Here is an 18,728-nt window from a genome sequence, read left to right on the forward strand (position 1 = left end):
GATTGTGGGGGCACGGCCTGAAACAGCGTGAAACACGCGGCATCAAAATCCAGCCAAAAATGGCAGAATTCTGCGGTTTTCTCAAGGTTTTTGATGCCACTCCCGCAGGAGTTTTGGTGCCAGAAGAGGACCCGCATCGAATTATATTTATCGTTGCAAAACAGTAACATAAACGATGTGGTTTTCCGCAAAGGCCCGCACAAAGGCCCGCAACTTTCAAATAATGTATTGGTTCGATGCCTTTTTAGGGACTCAAATCTTCAAGAAACGTCTGATTTCCGCGATTCCATGGCCATGAACAAAACGTGAAAATCGACACTTTAATGGGCCGATTAAAAGGCCCGCAAAGATTCGTTCATGGATCGTTCTAGGCCGTTCAAGAAGGCGTCATTCAAAGAGCTGCATTCGTCCAGGGCCTAGCGATCATGCCGCCTCCCAGACACGGTTTAGGATCTGTGCAGCGAGTGCCGCCTTATCCTGGGGAAGAAACCTTCCATAGTGCTTTGCCACCGTATCGGGGGTGTCCTGAATGGCATAGCTGGCCTGCTCATATGACCCCGTTTGCTTCAAGATGTGCGTTGCCAGAACATCCCTGACATTGTGGGGCCCATGCGGCAAAAGACCCTTGATAGCACCTCGGTCAGTGTATGGATTGTAGACCCCATACCGTTGAATGATGAGCCGCCAAGCTTCGTAGAAAGTCGTTTGATTATAGGCCGCATCTCGACTGGTCGCCTTGACCGTCTTCACGAAAAAGGTCCCTGGGTCTTCGGCACCGTTCAGCAGCGCAGCGCGGTGCACCCGCACGTAATCATCGATGTGACGATAAAGTCCCCCAAGATCCGGCAGAATGAGCCTGAATGGCATTTTACCGAAGAACGACGAGTGCGCATTTTTGAACGCCGATGCTGGGATGAGGACCTCCCAACCGTTGTCACGATCGTTCCAGCGCAACTCTCCACGTTTGCGGGTTGTCAGGTTGCGTTCCGACGTGGGCGGCACGCCCCGCGCACAAACGAGCAGTTCGCGGAGGTTCTTCTGCCGAAGGCCCAGGTGGAGTCCAAGGCGGAGCATAAGAAATGAGCGCACTGATTCCGCAGCCGCGCGCGGATATCGTTTTTGATCAGGCATCAAACGCAAGATCTCCTCCGTGATCAAACGGTAACTGCCGACAGGACTATCGGCCTCGAGTACCGCCATGATCGGCTCAAATGGGTCTCGATGAACCCTTGCCACCCGCTGGATCTCCTTCGCTCGAGCCGTTCCATAGCGGTAAAACTGATCGCAAGCGCCTTCCCAGTCTGCGTGTACAGCTTGAATGTCATCCTCAGACACCAAGCCCGGAATCGGCTTTAGCCGTCCAGCCAGAGCAGGGTTCTGGCGCAGCCACCCCGTCTCCGCACGAGCGAGGGAGAGGCCGAGCTGAAGCATGTTGACCTCCCATACAGTGAAGAATCCACGCCGGCGCTCGCGCCATTGAATGTACCAGTCCCAAACTGCTGGAAACACGAGCATTCCCATTGTCAGCCGCTGTGCGGGAACGCCTCGACCGAGAACCTTACTTCGAGGAGATGCCGTAAGTGCTCCAAACAGCAGCCCCAGATGCTCAATCTTTTGGAAGGCGGTATACTCGTTCCAGACACCGTTACGCTGAAACCCAATCTCGGTCAGCGTCGATGTCTTGAAGCGAATGAGCTCGGAGACTTCGGCTGCCAGAGCGGGCGGAGCGTCCATGCCGGCAGCAAGCAGATCGAGCTCAACGTCGTTCATGAAGTGATCGGCGTTGTCATAGTCCGGGGCAATCTTGAGCTTCTTTCGCCCCGTGAGACTCGGGAAACGCAACGCAAAGCGATTCTTCGCTGCCTCGGCCTGGAAGCGGCGATAATCCGTGGATCCGGAAATGATCACGGTGCGGACCCAATCAAGGATTTCCTTTCTCTCTGCTGCGGAACGTTTGTCGAAGTCGTCCGGCAAGTGCCACGCCAGCCGCCTACGTTCAGCGTCTGAAATTCCTTTCAGCTTCTTGTGGCCAGAAGAAGCACGACAGAGGTTGGCAAGCTTCGATTTAAAGTATCCCTGAGGCAGCCGATATCGTCGCTCTATCTGATTCAGGATCGCCAGGCTTGTTATGGTGCGAGGCGCCTTCTTGCCGGCTGCCCACTGTAAAAGCGTAGACCGCTCGATGTGGTCACCTTGGTGGCTGAGTGCCCGATGAAGGTGACAGATGGACTCGCCGTGACGCCACACGTGCAAAGAGAGCGCCTCGCCAAACGACGGTGGATCAAGCCAGTCTGGCGTGATCGCATCCGGAAATTCAACAATCGGCTTCGGCTTTCGGCCCGGCTTGCGTTTAGTGTGGGAGCCCTTCGGCGGCAGGGAGTTAGGCGTAGGCTGGGAAGTAGCAGACTTGGTAGGCATGCTTTCGATTGCGTAAGAGACAGCTGAAAATGGGAGCGGCCCCGTACCGTAATTTGTTCACATTGCTAGAGCATTCAGTGAACGCCAGGCAAGTTTCCATGGGTGCTCTGACATTAGGTGGTTTGTTGGCACCTGAGCCAGGCTCGGCGCGTTAACAGATCCAAAAGCGCAATATGTGAGATGAAAGTCGACACGCAATCTGGATCGATGAAGCAATTCTCGATCGAGCCACAAGACACGATAAAAGCCTATGACCCGACCTTCATATTCCGATTTGGCAAATCAATACCTCCTCGATGATCTGCCCGGTGCGTCACAATCGGGCGCTCGGTTGAACGGAATTCTTTTGCGGATAGACAAAGGGGAGCAGATCACACCGCTGCAATGCCAGTTTCTCGCCACGACTAACCTACATGCTCTTGCGGCGTTTGCTCAAGGAAAGTCGAGCAGAGCAGAGTTCAGTGCGAACGCCGCAGAGGAGCGTGCTACGCGCATGCAGCAGGCATCGATTCAGGCTGCCGAGGCTGAAGTTGAAGCCGCGCGAATTGCGGCCGCCAAAGCCGAAGCAGTGAAGGCTACCTTTGCCGCAATGGCGAACGACCCGGTCCTTCGTCGAAAGCGCGAGGCAAAAGATCTCCGCCGACGCTTTGGATTGGGCTACGTCGATGACGAACATTACGGCCGCGTCATGAGTCTTTTGAAGCAAGTCGCGAAAGGGCAGCGCCTCCGCACCGAGGACGCGGCTTGGCTCAGAGCCGAGGCCGAATACTGCTGGACCGATGAACTGCAGAAGGCGTGGCATCGCTTGGAGGCCCAAGCACTAACCGAAGCCTGGGAGCGCACTGGTGACGCCTGGAACGTAGTCAACGCCAGTGGCCATTGGCGCAAGGCGAATGACGCCGAGCGAGCTCTATCCTTGACCGAAAAGGCGCTGGCACGAACCTCCCTCTCGCCGAAGCTGCAATCTGCCCTCTCGACGACCCGCGGCGGGGCGATGCGCGATTTGCGGCGGCTTGAAGAAGCGGAAGCGCTTGGACGACAGGCCCACAGCCTGACGCCAGGAGATTACCGACCCTGCACGCTGCTGGGGGCTGTGTTGCTCGAGCGCGCTGACCTTGCGGGAGGGCATGATTGGTACGCCAAGGCCGAGCAGCTGGGCGCGTCACGGAAGGCCATTGACCAAGATTTGCGATCTCTGCTGGTGCGATTGCCCTCGCAAGAGCGGCAGCGGATTTGCGACTATCTTATCGCTGAAGACCCCGAGAGGTTCGCCTGGTTGCTGGGCCGACGGGAGTCTCGCGATTGCGGACAAGGCCGAGTCACAAAGGCTGGGCTTGCGTGATTATCGTGCCAGACGATCCCGGCTCGGCAGGTCAGGATGAGGTCTTGAAGGCCTCAGTGCTAAAGGTATTCGACGGCGACGGCTTCCTTGCCAACGTGTGGCATCCTTTCCGAGAGACTTGGGTCGAGCGCATACCCTTTCGCTTCGCATTCATCGATGCACCAGAGATGGGACAGCCCTGTGGTCCCGAAGCGAGGGAGTTTCTTGCAGCACTCATCGTGGGCAAGGAGCTTAGGCTTGATCCGGTTGGCAAGGAATCGACGGGCTACATGCCAATCGATCCCTACAAGCGCCTGCTCTGCGTTGGCTTCCTGACCGAGCAGATGGAAGCCGGCAGGATTGACTATTACCATCAGGGCAAATGCGGCAGCGGTTTGGTGAAGCGGCCTCGGCCGGTGACCCGCAACATCGAACTCGAAATGATCGTGAACGGCTGGGCATGGGTTGTCGAGCAATACAGCTTCGAACGGGAAGACGAGTACTTCGAGGCGCAGGAAGATGCGCAGAAAAATGGGCGTGGACTATGGCAAATGGATAACCCCGAGCCTCCGTGGAGCTTCAAAAGACGACAAAGACGGCACCGGCAATCCTCCCGAGCGCAGGGCCAGTTGCTCTAGATCGGAAAGAAAATGGTTCGGCCGCTCAGGTGACGAAGAGCGGGTACTGTGGCAGCGAGCTTGGCGATGATTGGAAGATCCCGGACATATCGGCCCAGCCTGTGGGCACGCATCTTCCTGTCGGAAAACTGGAAGCTGGTCCTTAGCGCATCCATGTCGGACCGCATTCGGCTGAAATTAAAGGCTGACGACGAGGTCCTATGCCTCGATGTCACAGACGTATCATCGACCAAGGCGCTGCTATGGCATACAGTCGAAATCCGGTCGAAAGGCCGCGTCGATGCGCTGTCAGGCCTGACTGCCAAGTCCGCTCAGACATTACGCCAGGACTTGCTGGCTTTCGTGAACCAACATCTCGCGGAGCTGATCGATTCCGACAAGGAACGTCTCCGTGAGGTGGACACCAAGATCCGCGCCATAACGGACAGCAACCAGCAGTACCTGGCCCATGCTGATGTGAGCCGGGCAATTGCCAGCGTTCCCGGCAGCGCCTCGGTTGCCCTGGCCCACCCTCTGTTTGACGCCAATCTGATCCCGGCTTCGCTGAGAGAATATCTCCCCACTTCGTTTGCCATGCTCACCGATCCGGCTGTTCGCAGCCGCTACAACGAGAGCTTCGTGGTTCACGAGATGCAAAAGTTCGACGGGTTCTTTTCGAACCTGGGCGGATTCTCGCTCTCGCAGGAGCAGCGAGAGGCTTGCATCCGACTTGAAGACAACAATCTCCTCGTGGCGTCAGCCGGCTCTGGCAAATCCGCGACGATGGTCGGGAAAGTAGCCTACGTCCTGGAGAAAGGATTGTACCAGCTCGGCGAAATTCTCGTTCTTGCCTTCAACAAGAGTGCGGCCGACGAGCTGAAGGAGCGGATCGCGAAGCAGCTCGGCATCGACGAGGACGCCTTGGAATGCCCGGTAACCACCTTTCACGCCTTGGGTCGGGGTATAATCGAGGAGACCGAGGGACGGCCGCCTCAACTGGCCAACTGGGTAGAGCACCCGGCTGGTGAAGCACGCGTGATCGACAAGATCATTCGGGAGCTGATGGATACGAACGACGAGTTCAAGCGGCTCTGGATCGACCTGCTCTCCATCCTGCCCAAAGCCGATATTCCAGCGGAGGTCTTTGACTCGGAAGCGGACTACAATCGCTACATTGCCGATCGAAATGACAAGGGCGGCAGCACCATCGGCACCCTTGCAGAGATTTATGTGCGATCGCTTCAGGAGCAGCGCATCGCGAACTGGCTGTGGGTCCACTCGGTCGAGTTCGAGTATGAGAAGCAGATCTCATTCGAGGAGGAGGAGGACGGGAGCGAGCGTTTCGTTCAGCCTGACTTCCATTACCCTCTAACCGACACGTACCATGAGCATTTCGCCATCAATGCTGATGGGTCATCGCCCTTCGACAATTACGTCGAACACATGAAGGGCAAACGCGCCGGGTACAAACGCGAAGAACTGGATGTCTTCGAGACGACCTCGGCACAGGCGCGAGACGGGACGTTGCTTCAGCGGCTCGAGGCCGAACTGGTGAAACGGGAAATCCCGCTGACCGAGAAAAGCACCGAGGAAATCCTGAAAGCAATCGAGCCGGTGGTGATTACGCATTACCAGAAGCTGATCGGCGTCTGCATCAAGCACATCAGGGCCAGTCAGCTGACCTTGGAAATGCTGCTGGAGCGGGCCAAAACCCTGCATGACAAGCCCCGTGCACAATATTTCGCGAGGGCGGTCTGGCTGATTACACAAGCCTACTCGCGAAAACTCGAAGAGGCCAAACGGATCGATTTCGATTCGATGATCGGCGACGCTGTGCACCTCGTCGAGACGGGCCGCTACCAGAGCCCCTATTCGCTCATCCTCGTCGACGAATTTCAGGATATCTCGGATCCAAGGGCGAACCTGATCAAGGCGCTCAAGCACCAAAAACCGTTCACCAAGGTCTTCGCCGTCGGAGACGATTGGCAGTCGATTTACCGCTTTGCCGGATCGGATATCACGATCTTCACCCAGTTCGAGGCCAACTTTGGGGCTTGCTGGCAAGGACGCCTCGAGCAAACCTACCGATGCAACCAGCTACTGGCCGATACGGCCGCACGCTTCGTTCAGCGCAATCCCGCGCAAATCACCAAAACCGTTCGCTCGACGCGTGCCGCCATCCCGCGATCCATTCGAGTGATTCCTGTTACTGTGGAATGGCGTAAGCCGAGTTTTCCGGCTGCATGTTTCCAGCTGCTCGAGCGCCTCGACACTTTCCTGGAAAGCATTGCCTCCCAATGGCGCCAGCACGAAGGGCAGAAGCTGAAGGTCCTCGTGCTGTGGCGCTATAACCTCCTTGATCCGTTCGGCGGACAGATGCCGCACTTCTCGAACATCGAGGTCACGGGCATGTCCTTTCATCGGTCCAAGGGCCTGGAAGCAGACTACACAATCCTGCTCGACGTCAGCGAGGGCGATTACGGAGTTCCGAGCCGGATCGAAGATGACGAGTTGCTCAACCTCGTCATCCCGCGGCCGGAGACTTATGCCTATGCTGAGGAGCGGCGCCTTTTCTATGTGGCGCTGACCCGCGCCAGCAGAGGGGCCTTCATCCTCTGTAACCGGCGCAAGCCCTCACGCTATATCCGCGAGCTTTGCGAGATTGCCGGTGACGACGTTCGCTTCGAAACGATTGACGGCAAAGAACTAGATCAGTGCCCTCGCTGCCTTGTCGGGCAGATGGTTGAGCGCCAAGGGCGGAACAACACGACATTCTATGGCTGCAACCAGTTTCCAGAATGTAGCCACACTCAGAAGACCACGCGTTTGAGCGGTGAGGAAATCTGTCGACACAATCGGGAGCGCCCCACAACATTATAGGCCAAATGATGTTCTTGGGGCATTTTAACCACAACATGTTGTGTTAAGGTGGCAAGTCATTGAGGTCGAGCACTAAATTCACTGATATCGTCGGCATCACGTAAACGTAAAATAGCTCTTGCCCCGTCGCTTTTCGATGCTTTAGCGCAGGCTTTGCGTTAGCACATATTGGTGCTCGACGAGGGGGCTTGGATGAATCGACTAATTCGCCTGATCGCGATCTGCTTTGGATCACTGATCTTTTGGACGTCACCTCTTCAGGCGCAAGAAAGGTCGGCAGTCCGGGCAGGATTCGAGCTGCCTGCCAACAGCGGCAAGAAAATTCTGATCTTTCGCCCCAGAATTAGCGTAGGCTCTCAGTCTACAGGCGGCATGTTCGAGCCGAACGCTGAATGGACAGATCGCGCCAAACTGAACATGCAATCCTCCCTGGCGGAACTCCAGAAGCGCCTTGGCAATCAGGTCATCGAAGCCCCCGAAGCCTATGGTGAGGATGCTCTTGCAGTCCAGGAGCACATGAGCCTGTTTGCTGCCGTTTCGGAAGCAGTGATTCAGTATCAGTTTTTTGTTGGCAATCGGCTTCCTACCAAGAAGCGCGATAACCGGGAGGGCGTTTTCGACTGGTCCCTTGGTTCCACGGTGGCCAGTTTGCCGGGAGCTGCTGAAGCTGACTACGGATTGTTCATTTTCACGAAGGATGCTTACGGATCGACCGGTCGGAAGATCCTGCAGGTCATGGCTCTTCTCGGTCCTGGGCTCGCTGTCCAATCCGGGGAGCATATCGGCTATGCTGGCTTGGTTGATCTGAAGACCGGGGATCTGCTCTGGCTCAACGCCGACGGTGCGATGGGCGGTGATGTCCGCGAGCCCGACGGTGCCCAGAAACGAATGCGTCAATTGCTCGAAGATTTCCCGGGCAGCGAAATCAAGGCCGAATGATGACCAAACCATCGCGAGCGATCGCAGCGGCGACGTTGCTGGTCTCCAGCGTTCTCGGTTCCACTGCTCACGCGGGACCAGCATCGGCGCCTCCGCCATACGAGGGTGCTTATCAGCCCAAGGGCGTGGACGAGATCGGCCTGTGGCAGAGGGATGACGAGTACGAGCGCGCGTTGGTAGCGTCACCGGTTGTCATCCGGGATGAAGCCCTGTCCGCCTACGTGAAGAGCGTGCTCTGCCGAGCTGTAGGCGCTGATCGTTGCAACGCAACGCGTGTCTACATTCTCCGGGAGCCCACGTTCAATGCGACCATGTCGCCGAATGGAACGATGCGCGTTTTTAGCGGCTTGTTGTTGCGGATGCGTAGCGAGGCGGAATTGGCAGCCGTGCTAGGCCATGAGTTTGGCCATTTCGAAAAGCGGCACTCTCTCATGCAGTTCAAGGCAGCGAGAGGTGGTAGCGATTTGCTGGCTTGGAGCGCGTTGCTCGCCAGCATGTCTCCCAGCTACAATACCCAGAGAGCTTACCAGGATCTGCAGATATCGGTCTACGGCAGCTTCTTTCGCTTTGGCCGGGATCAGGAACGTGAAGCCGACCTGCTTGGACTCGGATATCTCAATGCTAGCGATCTGCGTCCGCAAGCTGCAGCCCAGGTCTGGCAGAATCTGATGGGTGAGATTGAAGCCTCGGCAACAGCTCGAGGCATCCGGAAGCCGGACTTCAAGGCAATTGCATTCACGGCGTCGCACCCTCCCCAGGGAGAGCGGGCCGAATACCTCGCTGAGCTAGCCGATCCGTCAGCCAAAGACCGTGATGAAGGAGTGGACCGCTATCGCGCAGCCATGGCAACCTGGCTCCCGATTTTCCTTCAGGACCAGATCAAGCTCAATGATTTCGGTGGCAGCGATTACCTCATCAATCGTCTGGCCGAAAACGGGTGGAACGCAGATCTGTGGTTTGCACGAGGTGAGCTCTATCGCACCCGTGGCAATCAGCGCGATCTGGTGAACGCGGTGCAATTCTATCGCAGCGCGATCGGTCTCAACCCTGCATTTGCCGAGGCACATCGAGGGCTGGGGTTGTCGCTTATCAAAACTGGCGAACGTGCAGCCGGCCAAGCAGCGCTTCGCACATATCTGGAGATCAAGCCCGGCGCAGATGATGCGGGCATGATCCGACTGATGATTCCGGGGGAGTGATTTCAGTGAAGAAGACGGGCAACATTCGAGCAGCGCTGATATCCACTGCAGCCATCCTTCTCCTTGCCTCCCCGGCTGCCGCTCACAAACTGCGCGTTAACGGCGAAGCGGTTGCGGTCGCCGACTCGGGGGTCACGGTAACACCAGGCAGAGACTGGAATCGTCTGGACGCCAAGGCTGGCAAGAATACCGAGACCTGGACACTGGACGGGGAGCAGCTCAACGACGTTACATTCTTCGGCGGGATCGAAGCTGGCAAACCGCTGGTGAAAGAGCGCGACAGGAAGCGCGATCCGTTGCCCAAGTTTACGAGCTCGACCCTGCTCATCGAAATCCCAGAGTTATTGGAAGGGACCTACCGCACTCACAAGGAGATAGGTGCTTTCAGCCTGCTGACCACGGAGCCCTCAAAGTTCCTGGGCCAAGACGGCGTGTCATTCACGTATGAATATGTGGATGCCGATTTGCTCACGCGGAGGGGTGAGGCTCGGGCCGCGATCATCGCCGGCAAGCTGTACATGATCACGTTTGACGCACCGCGTCTTCATTATTTTGACCGTAGCATTTCCGATTTTCGGGCGTTGGTGAGTTCGGCTCGATTGCGCTGAGGGCTATCGCAGGCTGCGAGTGGCGGATCCGTGTCTTGGCTCTAGACCTTCGCCTTGCCTCAACTGAACTATATGAACTTCTTCAAGGCATGGAGTGCTGGGCTTGTACAAGAGGTTTGCCGACGGCCATGCTACGAACTTTGTTCAAAGTCGGCCCCGCCTGACTGACATTACCGATTGGCTGAGCTCACCACGTCGAGAGGCGGCGGTTTTGGCTTTTCGCGAGTCTGCGTACGCGAAAAAGCCTGGCCGCGTCGTCAAACGGGTCTCCAAATATGTGCGCCCTGCTTTCGATGCCGTCCACTTGGCCCAGTGGGACAAGGTGATGAAGGCAGTCTTCGCCGTGCGATTGGCTTCGGTTCGTGAGACTGATGTCTTCGCCATGCATGCAGATGAGGAAAAGGTCTTTTCCGAACGATCAGTCATTATATCTGACTTATTGCTTCTTTCGGTAGGTAACAATTTTAGCGCCAAAATAAGCATATCGGCGAACATATCTCATCATGCTATTTCCAGATTGATGGAAAGGGGTGCTTCAAATCCAGAATCAATTGAGATTGATGTTCTAGAAATATTGCAGCAAGCAAGGGCTTTAAGGGATTTTCTGTCATCGAAATCTGATCATAGCCTAACCAAGCTAAAAGATGGCATGACGTATGACTTGATTGTTCCATATCGTGATGGCGCACTGATCCTCCGCACCCTCCGAATTAACGCGACCCAACAGTCGTTTTTTTCGAGCCCGATGCCTGTTTTTTCAGTCCGGACGTATCTCGATGATTCAATGCTGTCCAACCGGCAGCACGCCCGCATGGAGGGCTTTCGGTTGTCTCGCGACCCGCTCATTTCCAATGAGGACTGCCAGCACACCTTAGCTTGGCTCCAAAAAAATGCAGAAGAGACTGACCCAAGGAGGAGGCTGATGGTCGAATAGGCGTTCACCTCCAATCTGTGCTCTCTATTAAACTTAACCGGGGAGAGGCTCGAGAATGCGGCTGGCGCACACTGTGAGTTGAATCCATCGGTGTTATCGGGCTCATCATTGATAAAATTGAGAAAGAAAATTGCATCAAGAGGAAATGATATCGGCGCTTGAATCAAGTGGAGACTTTAAGGTTTTGCGCCGCCTAGAACCGAAAATACACTTCGGCCTTGCGCCGAAAAATGCGCGCCGAGCAATTTTTCTTGATGTAGAAACTACTGGCCTCAATTCGGAACATGACGAGATCATCGAGCTCGCTATGGTCCCGTTCTACTACTCCGAACAAGACGAAGTCGTCTATGTGGGGGAGGCCTTCACTGGCCTGCGGCAGCCGAGCTCCACCATTCCGGCTGGAGTCACAAAGATAACTGGAATCACCGACGACATGGTGGCCGGACAAGTGATCGATCCGAATGCCGTTGCCGAATTTGCGGGTCGCAACCTCATTATTGCTCACAATGCAGCCTTCGATCGACCTTTCATCGAGCGATTTTGCCCAATGATGCAGCAGAATCCTTGGGCTTGTTCGATGAGCGAAATTGGTTGGAACGACGAAGGCTACGAAAGCAGCAAGCTCGCGTTTTTGGCGCTCAGCAGTGGATTTTTTTACGACCGTCATCGTGCCGAGAGCGACTGTCGTGCGGCAATCGAGCTTCTCTCCCGCGAATTGCCGATCAGCGGCCAGGGCGCACTTTCGCAACTCCTTGCTTCGGCTCGACGCACTTCCTTTCGCTGCTGGGCAGAGGATGCCCCATTCGAAGCGAAGGATGTGCTTAAAGAGCGCGGGTATCGCTGGAATGGCGAGGCAAACGGGCTACCCCGGGCCTGGTGGAAGGATATTGGAGAGGCCGAACTGGAGGGGGAAAAGTCATTTCTGCGGTCCGAAGTTTACAGATCCGACAAGGTTATCAGAACCGCAAAAATTACGGCGCAGAACCGCTATTCGCGGCGCATCACCCCATGTGACTAATAGAGGTTGCCGCATGGCCTAGCGCTGCCCCTGGCTTTTGCGCTTTCAATTCAGCATTTTTTGATCGAACTCGTGGATGATAGCCGGGATGCAATGCCTCGTTTCGTTCGCTCGGCCAGCAGGGGAATTTTGTGATTGAGTTAAATGCGGAGCAGGCTTCCGCGCTTCAAGCGATCAAATCCTTTCTGCGCGACGATGACCTCGATGCTTTCATTCTGCGTGGCAGCGCGGGAACGGGCAAAACAACGCTCATAGCAAGGCTGATTGAAGCATTGGATGAGATGAACTTGTCCTGTGCGCTGATGGCACCGACCGGCCGAGCTGCCCGCATTATCGGTAACAAAATCGGTCAGATTGCTGGCGACAGCGCCTACGGTAGTTCGACGATTCACAAGGAAATCTACAGCTCTCCGAAAATCAGCGTCAACGAAAACGCTGAAGCGGAGAACGATCCCGGTGTCCGATTGGTTTTCCCGCTCAAGACCGACGAGCCAACCGCCTCGCTCTTCGTGATCGATGAGTCCTCCATGGTGGGGGACAAGGAGCAGTCCGGCGACTTCATGCAGTTCGGCTCTGGACGGCTGTTGAGCGATGTCGTGCAGTTCGTGAGAGCGAAGCGGCCGGGGCGCATCGAACGGCCTTTGACGAAGTTGTTGTTCGTAGGCGATCCAGCTCAGCTCCCACCGGTGGGTGACAACATTTCACCCGCCCTCTCGGACGAATATCTCGCGCGCGAGTTTGGCCTGCGAGTTGCTTCGTTCGAACTGCGGACCGTGATGAGGCAGGCGCAGGGAAGCGCCATCTTGGCTCGTGCCAGCGAAATCCGAGACGCTATCGAAGCGAGGAGGTTCAACAGGTTTTCGTTGACCACCAAACTCGAAGATATCCAGCGCGCCGATGTCCGACAGGCCGTCGATCTCGTCGAGAAGGGTATACGCGACCGGGACTCAAGTGTGGTTGTCGTTCACTCGAACTCCATTGCACTGGAGTACAATCGAACCATCAGGGAACGCCGGTGGGGCGATGCCGGCATGCCGATCCAGATCGGTGAAACGCTTCTTGTCAACAAGAACAAGCCACCCTTCAGTAACGGTGATCTGGTCCGCGTGATGAAAGTTGGCGCCGAACCGAAGAAAATTGTGGTGCCTTTGCGCGGAGGGCATCGTGTTGATATTTCGTTCCGCGAGGTCAGTCTTGCGTTTCGTGACACCGACGGAACCATCGTCAAGCACGACACGCTCATCCTAGAAAATCTTCTTGACGCACCCGGTCGCCAACTATCCGCGCTTGAACAGCGTGCATTACTAGTCGACTTCCGGATGCGGCATCCGCATCTTCGGCCAGCTTCCGAGGAATTTCAGCGTACCATTCGCGACGATGCGTATTTTAACGCGCTCCAGGTGAAGTACGGCTACGCCTTGACCTGCCACAAGGCGCAGGGCGGTGAATGGAAAACCGTTGTCGTGGACTTCGATGGCTTTGGCGATCCTCACAACGAGCATTTCTATCGATGGGCCTATACGGCGATTACCCGAGCAGCAGAAAGGTTGGTGCTCGTAAATGTTCCGGAGTTTGAGCCGTATAGTGACCAGATCTGGCGGGGAAAAGATCAGGAAAGCGCAATCGCCGAAGGAGCCAGTCCGCCCCCGTCTGGCGATCCCGACTGGGATCGCTTCTCCTTCTCTTCCTCAGTCGCCCCGCTGATGGAAGTTCACCAGAAGCTTCGTTCCGCGTGGTCTGCGCGAGGTATCACAATCGATCAACTACGGCATCTCGACTATTGCGAGCGCTACACGCTGACCCGCGAAGGTAAGCGTGCTTCTGTGCAGTACCATTACAACGGACAGTTTAAGATCAGTCGATCCGGTGAAGTGCCTGGCTCTGTGTCTGACCGCCAGCTTGCCGATGATGCACTCGCCATTCTCGGTGAGGTTGCCGGGAAGAAGGATGCCATCCAGCCCGACGCATTCATTCAAGAGTTCCTCGATTTGATGGACCGCGCGCTGGCTGGGTCACCCATCGCACGCACCGGAGTTGAATTGTCGCCATATCGTCTGCGCGTTAGTGTCGCCGATGCTTCACGCCGCGGGGATATCGACTTTTCGTTCAACAGCAAGTCGACCTGGACGACAGCGCAAGAGGTGGGCGGCCCAGGACGCACCAACGGACTCTATGAAGATGTAAAGAGGCTTATGTCAGCGGATACAGTTGGCAATCAATGACATCCGATGTCATATTCAAACTACGGAAGCAGGGGCGTTCATCCGAGGCGTTGGGTGTGGCCCGGCAAAACCTCGAAACGAATGCTTCGGACATCTGGTTTCTGCGTGCATATGCTTGGGTTCTCTATGACCAGATGAAGGATGTTGTGGGTCGGTACGAGACAGGTCAATTGTCTGCCTCTGAACTGAACAACCAATTTACGCCTTGCATGCGGGAATTTGTCAGGTTCGCAGACCTGCTGAGACGCGATACTGCCTTTTCCCAGATGTTGCGTCTGTCCGGCAAGGTTTCGAAAGACTGGCGCGAATTTCTTGGCTTTGCCCGTTGGGTCGGGATCGATGACTTTTCCGATGAAGATCGGAAGCCGTTCATCAATGACAAAGGTAAGACCATCGATAGTCTGGAACAGCGTTTCCGACGAGCAATCAGCAGGGAAGCAGTCGCCCGTCTTGTCGATGGTCAATCCTCTTCCAAGCTGATTGACTGGGGATTGGACGTTCTCGACAAGTCGCTTGCCGAACACCCCAACGATCAGTGGTTGAATTACTACCAAAGCAAAGCTCACCTTGCTCGCGGCGAGGATGAGCTTGCGATCCAGCGTTTGGCGCCGGTTTTACGGCGCCAGTCACGCGCAGCCTGGACTTGGGCGTTACTCGGCGAGATACTCGAAAAGTCACAGCCCGACGATGCCCTGGTATGTTTTGCCTATGCCACACAGCTCGCAAGAGAAGAGCAAGAGGTGGCGAAAATCCGCATTCATCTCGCCCACAGACTTGCGCTTGCAGAGCGCTATGCCGAGTCTGCACGTCAGATATCGCTTGCACTGAAATACCGCGAACAGGCTGGGTACAAGATCCCCCAAGAGCTGCAGCAACTAGCGAGCAGCGGGTGGTATGCACGCATCAATGCCGATGGCGGCATGCAGGATATGCCCGATGCGGGCCCAGCAGCAATGGCCCTTCTTCGCAACCTGGACCGCAAGAGTCTTACCTACGTTCAAGGCGTGGTGGATCACGTGAACAATGACAAAGCGCTCAGCTATGTCGCCACGAGCGTGAATACCGGAATCGCCCTGAAGCACGCCAGATTTCCCCAGATCGCCGACCTCGTTGCCGGGACGATTGTGGAAGTGGGGCGTGCAGAACCCGAGGGTCCGCCGTTGGACTGGCGGTTGTCAGACGTGGCGGAATTGCCAGGGCTTTGCGAAACGATCTCCGGTCGTTTAGAACGCCATGAAGGTAAATCCTTTGCCTTCATCCGCGCCTCCCGCGACGATATTTTTGTCCCACCTGATTTGGCGAAAGGTTTCGAGACGGGGCAAACATACGATGTTTGCTGCCTTGCCGTTAGGCGTCAGGAAAAAACAGGCAAGATTGGTTGGCGTGCTGTGCGGGTCTCTTCAAGCCAGATTAAATAGCCCGTGTTCTGACTTCGGTATGTGGGCATAGCAAATCCTGCTCGGCGGGTTCAGGACCGTCTGAAGGCTGCAATCCGAGCTTGAAGGTCCGCCCTTGCCCTCGAAAGTGCGGCTGTGTTGGTCTTTGCTGAACAGCGCTCTGCTGCTTTGTCGCCCAGGAAAAACGCGATCCGCTCAGCATTGGCCCCGCTGGGATGAGGTAGACCATCCAATATTCGGCGACCATCTACCAGACCCTCGGCCGCAAGAGCTTGCATAGCCGCAGCGACCTTCGGCCCCAGAGGGACAATCACCGCATCGGACAAGGCACGGAGCTCTTGGCCAGTATAGGCCTCGAGCCAACCTCGCAAAGCGGGCGTCTTGACCATGTCGGGCTGCCCTGACCAGTTCTGCCCATCGACGAACACGGGATACCGCAGCGCCGATGTAAAATGCACGAGGTCGCCTTTGTCGGACCAAAGCGAAGCCGTTGATGCCAAGCCCAACCATTGTCCGACACCGATTAGGTCGAGCATGCGGACAAGATTGGTTCGCATGGGTTCACCCGAGAAGCTGGCAAAGGTTTTCGCAGCAGCGGCGGCCTCGGCAACGGTTCGCCCTTCCAGCAGGGCCTTTCGCGCGGCGCGCAACGCATTGGCTGCCTGGAACCGGCCGGGAGTCATGCCGACGATGACGACGCGCGCTGATGTGTTGATGTGATCGAATGGAGCGTAGATCATCTCCACATGCCGCGCGCCGACGCGTTCGCTGGCCATTCTCAATCTTTGAACTGCTTGCGGATCTTCGATTTCCGCATCGCTCAGGCTGGTGAGGACGGGGACAAATTCTTCAAATATCGTCAGGGACATGGAGAGCCTTGTAATCAGTTGCGGCCCTTATTGCAGATCCACGCGTCGATGTCCTCCTGCGCCCAAGCAACTGCGTAGCCGCCGAGTTGGACCGGTCTCGGAAATTTCCCTTCGGCCATCCAGCGATAGATCGTCGATCGGCCCAGCCCGACACGGTGCTGAACTTCCTTGAAGCGGATGAGGCGTGTCACGCGCTTCGGCTCTGCGGCCGGCGGCACGGCACCTTCAGTCATGACGGCCTCCAACGGTAGCGGCAAAGATATCTCCCAGCAGGGCATCCTTACGCTCAAGTTCGTCGATATGATCGGCAAGCAGCCGTGCCACCCGGTGCGCGGTTCCCTTGGCCCAGCGCGGTTTCACGTCGTGCACCTGGTTACCAAGAACGCGCTCAAGGGCGGCAGGCAATTCGCAGATGAGTTCCTCGAAGAACTTGGCGATGTCGGTCTGAAGCCAGCGGGTCGCCTGATCGCCGCCAGCCCCGAGGAACAACAGCATGTGGGCGTGCGGGGCCATCCCGGAGGACGCCAGAATCCGAAGCGCTTCTCCTACACTGGGGCTGCGCTCCCCCATCAGCGTCCGGCGCAGCGCATCCTTATGAATATCGGCCTCGCGCGCGATTTCGCAGCGATTGCGACCGCTCAGTTCAACGGCGGTGTGCAGCAGGTTTGCGAGCTCCTGCCGGGTCTGGGTTTCATCAAGTACGCCCATGTCGATCATTGCTGTTTCTCCTCTGGCTGGAATGACCGACTCATCGGCTATGCGAAGAGGAAGGGTGTAGGAAAACGAAAAGAACATAAAAGGAACATGAAGGAAGCGGCGAATCACTCGGCTTCGGCGATTCGCGCAGAAATCCGCCACGAACGCGCACATTTCGGCATGGTCCACGCAGTTTCCGGCTGAATTCGCGCTCAAGACGAGCGAACTGGCGCGAAGGTCGGCCCGACAGGTCTTTCCCGTCGCTTTTTGCTTGGTCGACGTAGCGAGAGCGTAGGTCTCGATTTCCTACAGGCACATCGAGGGATCACGAAGAACAGACAGCGAACGGCTTGGCCGCTTGCTGTTTGACCAACCTTCGAAAGGTCCTGCCCATGAATACCCCTGTTCCGCTTGCCCGCCGTTCCCGGCTCAAGGACTATATCCTGCCCGCTCTGGTGGCGCTCGCCGGTGCTGGTGCGGCCTATGCCGGCGCTGACACCACCTTCGATCCGGCTCTCACCAAGTTCACCGATTTCCTCGAAGGCTCGGGCGGCAAGATCATCACCGTTCTCAGCCTTGCGGGCGGTCTCATCGGCCTTGCCTCCGGGCGCTTCTCGCTCGGCCAGGTCGCCGTTCCCGTGGGCGTCGGCATCGGCGTCGGCACTGGCGTGCCGATCGTCACCTCGGTCGTGACCGCGGTCATCTGAACAGCGGATCCGGTCACGGCGGGAGGGCGGCATCATGGCTGACAAGTACCTCGTACCCCAACGGCTCGACGATCCGGAGCTCATCGGCTTCTGGACCATCGACGAGTTCGCGGGGCTGCTGATCCCCTTTGCCTGGGGGATCCTGGCGCAGCACATCTTCATCGGGATCGCTCTCGCCTTTGCGGCCTGGTTCGTCTTGCGGAAGGCGAAATCCGGAAACGCGGGCTCGGCGCTGGTGCATGCTGCCTACTGGTACCTGCCCGGGGGCTTCCTCGGGCTCAAGGCCACGCCGCCCTCCCACTGCCGCCTCCTGGCCGGCTGAGGGAGGACGCCATGCGCGCTGAATTCGCCTACGAAGAGGCCCAGAAATACCTGCGCCAGCGCAATCGCCTGGCGGTGGTAGCCGGGGTGCTCGGGCTTGCGAGCCTGCTTGGGCTTGGGGCTGCTGCCACACGGGACCGCGAGGTTGTCCTCGTGCCCGTGACGAGTGAGCGGCTTTCGCTCACCAGTGCGGGGCCGGACGCCCACTATCTCGAGCTTGTCACCCGCGACACCGCGCTGATGCTGCTCAATCGCAGCCCGCAGGGCCTCGATTACTGGATGGGCGAGATCCTGAAGCTCGCCGATCCGGCTGCCCATGGGCGGCTCAAGGCCGAGCTCGTCAAGATCGTTGAGGAGCAGCGCGGCTCCGATATCTCCCAGGCCTTCGTCATCCGCCGAATGGATGTCGATCCAGGCGGCCTCTCTTCGACTGTCACCGGCACGCTCAAGACCTTCGTCGGCGCGCAGGTGATCGCCAGCAACGATCGCAGCTTCCGGTTTCGCTGGAGCAGGCGAGGCCTCTCCCTCGCGCTCACCGGCTTCGAGCAGCTGCCCGACCCCAGCCAGAAGGATTGAACACAG

Annotated in this window: 17 protein-coding genes; 13 read left to right on the forward strand and 4 right to left on the reverse strand. The window is 57.1% G+C overall.

The genetic code is table 11. The features are described from left to right. Positions 1-423: 423 nt before the first annotated feature. Positions 424-2,418: a hypothetical protein gene (locus ACU0AG_RS10725; RefSeq protein WP_482782274.1), complete on the reverse strand. Its 1,995-nt coding sequence runs from the start codon at positions 2,416-2,418 to the stop codon at positions 424-426. A 250-nt stretch (positions 2,419-2,668) separates the two neighbouring features. Here ACU0AG_RS10725 and ACU0AG_RS10730 point away from each other — a divergent pair, with 250 nt between their 5' ends. The 10 genes from ACU0AG_RS10730 (at position 2,669) to ACU0AG_RS10775 (ending at position 15,574) form a co-directional block, all read left to right on the forward strand. Further along, positions 2,669-3,760, forward strand: coding sequence for a hypothetical protein (locus ACU0AG_RS10730; protein WP_482782275.1), 1,092 nt, complete (start codon positions 2,669-2,671; stop codon positions 3,758-3,760). Next, positions 3,757-4,377 carry a thermonuclease family protein gene (locus ACU0AG_RS10735; protein ID WP_482782276.1) on the forward strand — a complete coding sequence of 207 codons (621 nt, stop codon included), beginning with the start codon at positions 3,757-3,759 and terminating at the stop codon, positions 4,375-4,377. Before ACU0AG_RS10730 ends, ACU0AG_RS10735 begins: the two co-directional genes overlap by 4 nt. 153 nt (positions 4,378-4,530) lie before the next feature. Next, positions 4,531-7,236 (forward strand): UvrD-helicase domain-containing protein, encoded by a 2,706-nt coding sequence (locus ACU0AG_RS10740; RefSeq protein WP_482782277.1) that lies wholly within the window; start codon positions 4,531-4,533, stop codon positions 7,234-7,236. A gap of 192 nt (positions 7,237-7,428) precedes the next feature. Then, on the forward strand, positions 7,429-8,175 hold the full coding sequence (locus tag ACU0AG_RS10745; RefSeq protein ID WP_482782348.1) for a hypothetical protein: 747 nt from the start codon (positions 7,429-7,431) through the stop codon (positions 8,173-8,175). Next, on the forward strand, positions 8,172-9,374 hold the full coding sequence (locus ACU0AG_RS10750) for a M48 family metallopeptidase (RefSeq protein WP_482782278.1): 1,203 nt from the start codon (positions 8,172-8,174) through the stop codon (positions 9,372-9,374). Before ACU0AG_RS10745 ends, ACU0AG_RS10750 begins: the two co-directional genes overlap by 4 nt. 5 nt (positions 9,375-9,379) lie before the next feature. Continuing rightward, positions 9,380-9,982, forward strand: a complete 603-nt coding sequence (locus ACU0AG_RS10755) for a hypothetical protein (protein WP_482782279.1) — start codon at positions 9,380-9,382, stop codon at positions 9,980-9,982. A 103-nt stretch (positions 9,983-10,085) separates the two neighbouring features. Further along, positions 10,086-10,916 (forward strand): hypothetical protein, encoded by an 831-nt coding sequence (locus ACU0AG_RS10760; RefSeq protein ID WP_482782280.1) that lies wholly within the window; start codon positions 10,086-10,088, stop codon positions 10,914-10,916. Between the two features lie 130 nt (positions 10,917-11,046). Further along, positions 11,047-11,934 (forward strand): 3'-5' exonuclease, encoded by an 888-nt coding sequence (locus ACU0AG_RS10765; RefSeq protein ID WP_482782281.1) that lies wholly within the window; start codon positions 11,047-11,049, stop codon positions 11,932-11,934. Positions 11,935-12,065: 131 nt separating this feature from the next. After that, positions 12,066-14,156 (forward strand): ATP-dependent DNA helicase, encoded by a 2,091-nt coding sequence (locus ACU0AG_RS10770; protein WP_482782282.1) that lies wholly within the window; start codon positions 12,066-12,068, stop codon positions 14,154-14,156. Then, positions 14,153-15,574: a DUF7017 domain-containing protein gene (locus ACU0AG_RS10775; protein WP_482782283.1), complete on the forward strand. Its 1,422-nt coding sequence runs from the start codon at positions 14,153-14,155 to the stop codon at positions 15,572-15,574. Before ACU0AG_RS10770 ends, ACU0AG_RS10775 begins: the two co-directional genes overlap by 4 nt. Before the next feature lie 50 nt (positions 15,575-15,624). On the opposite strand, the gene ACU0AG_RS10780 is transcribed toward ACU0AG_RS10775, so the two are convergent. The 3 genes from ACU0AG_RS10780 to ACU0AG_RS10790 are packed head-to-tail and all read right to left on the reverse strand — an operon-like array spanning position 15,625 to position 17,307. Next, positions 15,625-16,422: a hypothetical protein gene (locus ACU0AG_RS10780; protein WP_482782284.1), complete on the reverse strand. Its 798-nt coding sequence runs from the start codon at positions 16,420-16,422 to the stop codon at positions 15,625-15,627. Between the two features lie 14 nt (positions 16,423-16,436). Further along, positions 16,437-16,655, reverse strand: coding sequence for a helix-turn-helix transcriptional regulator (locus tag ACU0AG_RS10785; protein WP_482782285.1), 219 nt, complete (start codon positions 16,653-16,655; stop codon positions 16,437-16,439). Then, positions 16,648-17,307 carry a hypothetical protein gene (locus ACU0AG_RS10790; RefSeq protein ID WP_482782286.1) on the reverse strand — a complete coding sequence of 220 codons (660 nt, stop codon included), beginning with the start codon at positions 17,305-17,307 and terminating at the stop codon, positions 16,648-16,650. Before ACU0AG_RS10790 ends, ACU0AG_RS10785 begins: the two co-directional genes overlap by 8 nt. A gap of 203 nt (positions 17,308-17,510) precedes the next feature. Here ACU0AG_RS10790 and ACU0AG_RS10795 point away from each other — a divergent pair, with 203 nt between their 5' ends. From ACU0AG_RS10795 to ACU0AG_RS10805, 3 genes are read left to right on the forward strand one after another with little or no spacing between them, the layout of a single operon-like run. Then, positions 17,511-17,825 carry a hypothetical protein gene (locus ACU0AG_RS10795; protein ID WP_482782287.1) on the forward strand — a complete coding sequence of 105 codons (315 nt, stop codon included), beginning with the start codon at positions 17,511-17,513 and terminating at the stop codon, positions 17,823-17,825. Positions 17,826-17,859: 34 nt separating this feature from the next. Further along, positions 17,860-18,147, forward strand: a complete 288-nt coding sequence (gene traL / locus ACU0AG_RS10800) for a type IV conjugative transfer system protein TraL (protein WP_019053870.1) — start codon at positions 17,860-17,862, stop codon at positions 18,145-18,147. 11 nt (positions 18,148-18,158) lie between these two features. Continuing rightward, entirely contained in the window at positions 18,159-18,722 is a 564-nt protein-coding gene (locus ACU0AG_RS10805) for a type IV conjugative transfer system protein TraE (RefSeq protein ID WP_482782288.1), read from the forward strand. Positions 18,723-18,728 lie beyond the last annotated feature (6 nt).

This window comes from Erythrobacter sp. RANMB8, assembly GCF_056848235.1.

What these genes read in the sequence shown, in the direction of transcription:
- ACU0AG_RS10725 (WP_482782274.1), bottom strand. Translation starts at nt 2,418, where the DNA reads ATGCCTACCAAGTCTGCTACTTCCCAGCCTACGCCTAACTCCCTGCCG.
- ACU0AG_RS10730 (WP_482782275.1), top strand. Translation starts at nt 2,669, where the DNA reads ATGACCCGACCTTCATATTCCGATTTGGCAAATCAATACCTCCTCGAT.
- ACU0AG_RS10740 (WP_482782277.1), top strand. Translation starts at nt 4,531, where the DNA reads ATGTCGGACCGCATTCGGCTGAAATTAAAGGCTGACGACGAGGTCCTA.
- ACU0AG_RS10745 (WP_482782348.1), top strand. Translation starts at nt 7,429, where the DNA reads ATGAATCGACTAATTCGCCTGATCGCGATCTGCTTTGGATCACTGATC.
- ACU0AG_RS10750 (WP_482782278.1), top strand. Translation starts at nt 8,172, where the DNA reads ATGATGACCAAACCATCGCGAGCGATCGCAGCGGCGACGTTGCTGGTC.
- ACU0AG_RS10775 (WP_482782283.1), top strand. Translation starts at nt 14,153, where the DNA reads ATGACATCCGATGTCATATTCAAACTACGGAAGCAGGGGCGTTCATCC.
- ACU0AG_RS10780 (WP_482782284.1), bottom strand. Translation starts at nt 16,422, where the DNA reads ATGTCCCTGACGATATTTGAAGAATTTGTCCCCGTCCTCACCAGCCTG.
- ACU0AG_RS10785 (WP_482782285.1), bottom strand. Translation starts at nt 16,655, where the DNA reads ATGACTGAAGGTGCCGTGCCGCCGGCCGCAGAGCCGAAGCGCGTGACA.
- ACU0AG_RS10795 (WP_482782287.1), top strand. Translation starts at nt 17,511, where the DNA reads ATGAATACCCCTGTTCCGCTTGCCCGCCGTTCCCGGCTCAAGGACTAT.
- traL (WP_019053870.1), top strand. Translation starts at nt 17,860, where the DNA reads ATGGCTGACAAGTACCTCGTACCCCAACGGCTCGACGATCCGGAGCTC.
- ACU0AG_RS10805 (WP_482782288.1), top strand. Translation starts at nt 18,159, where the DNA reads ATGCGCGCTGAATTCGCCTACGAAGAGGCCCAGAAATACCTGCGCCAG.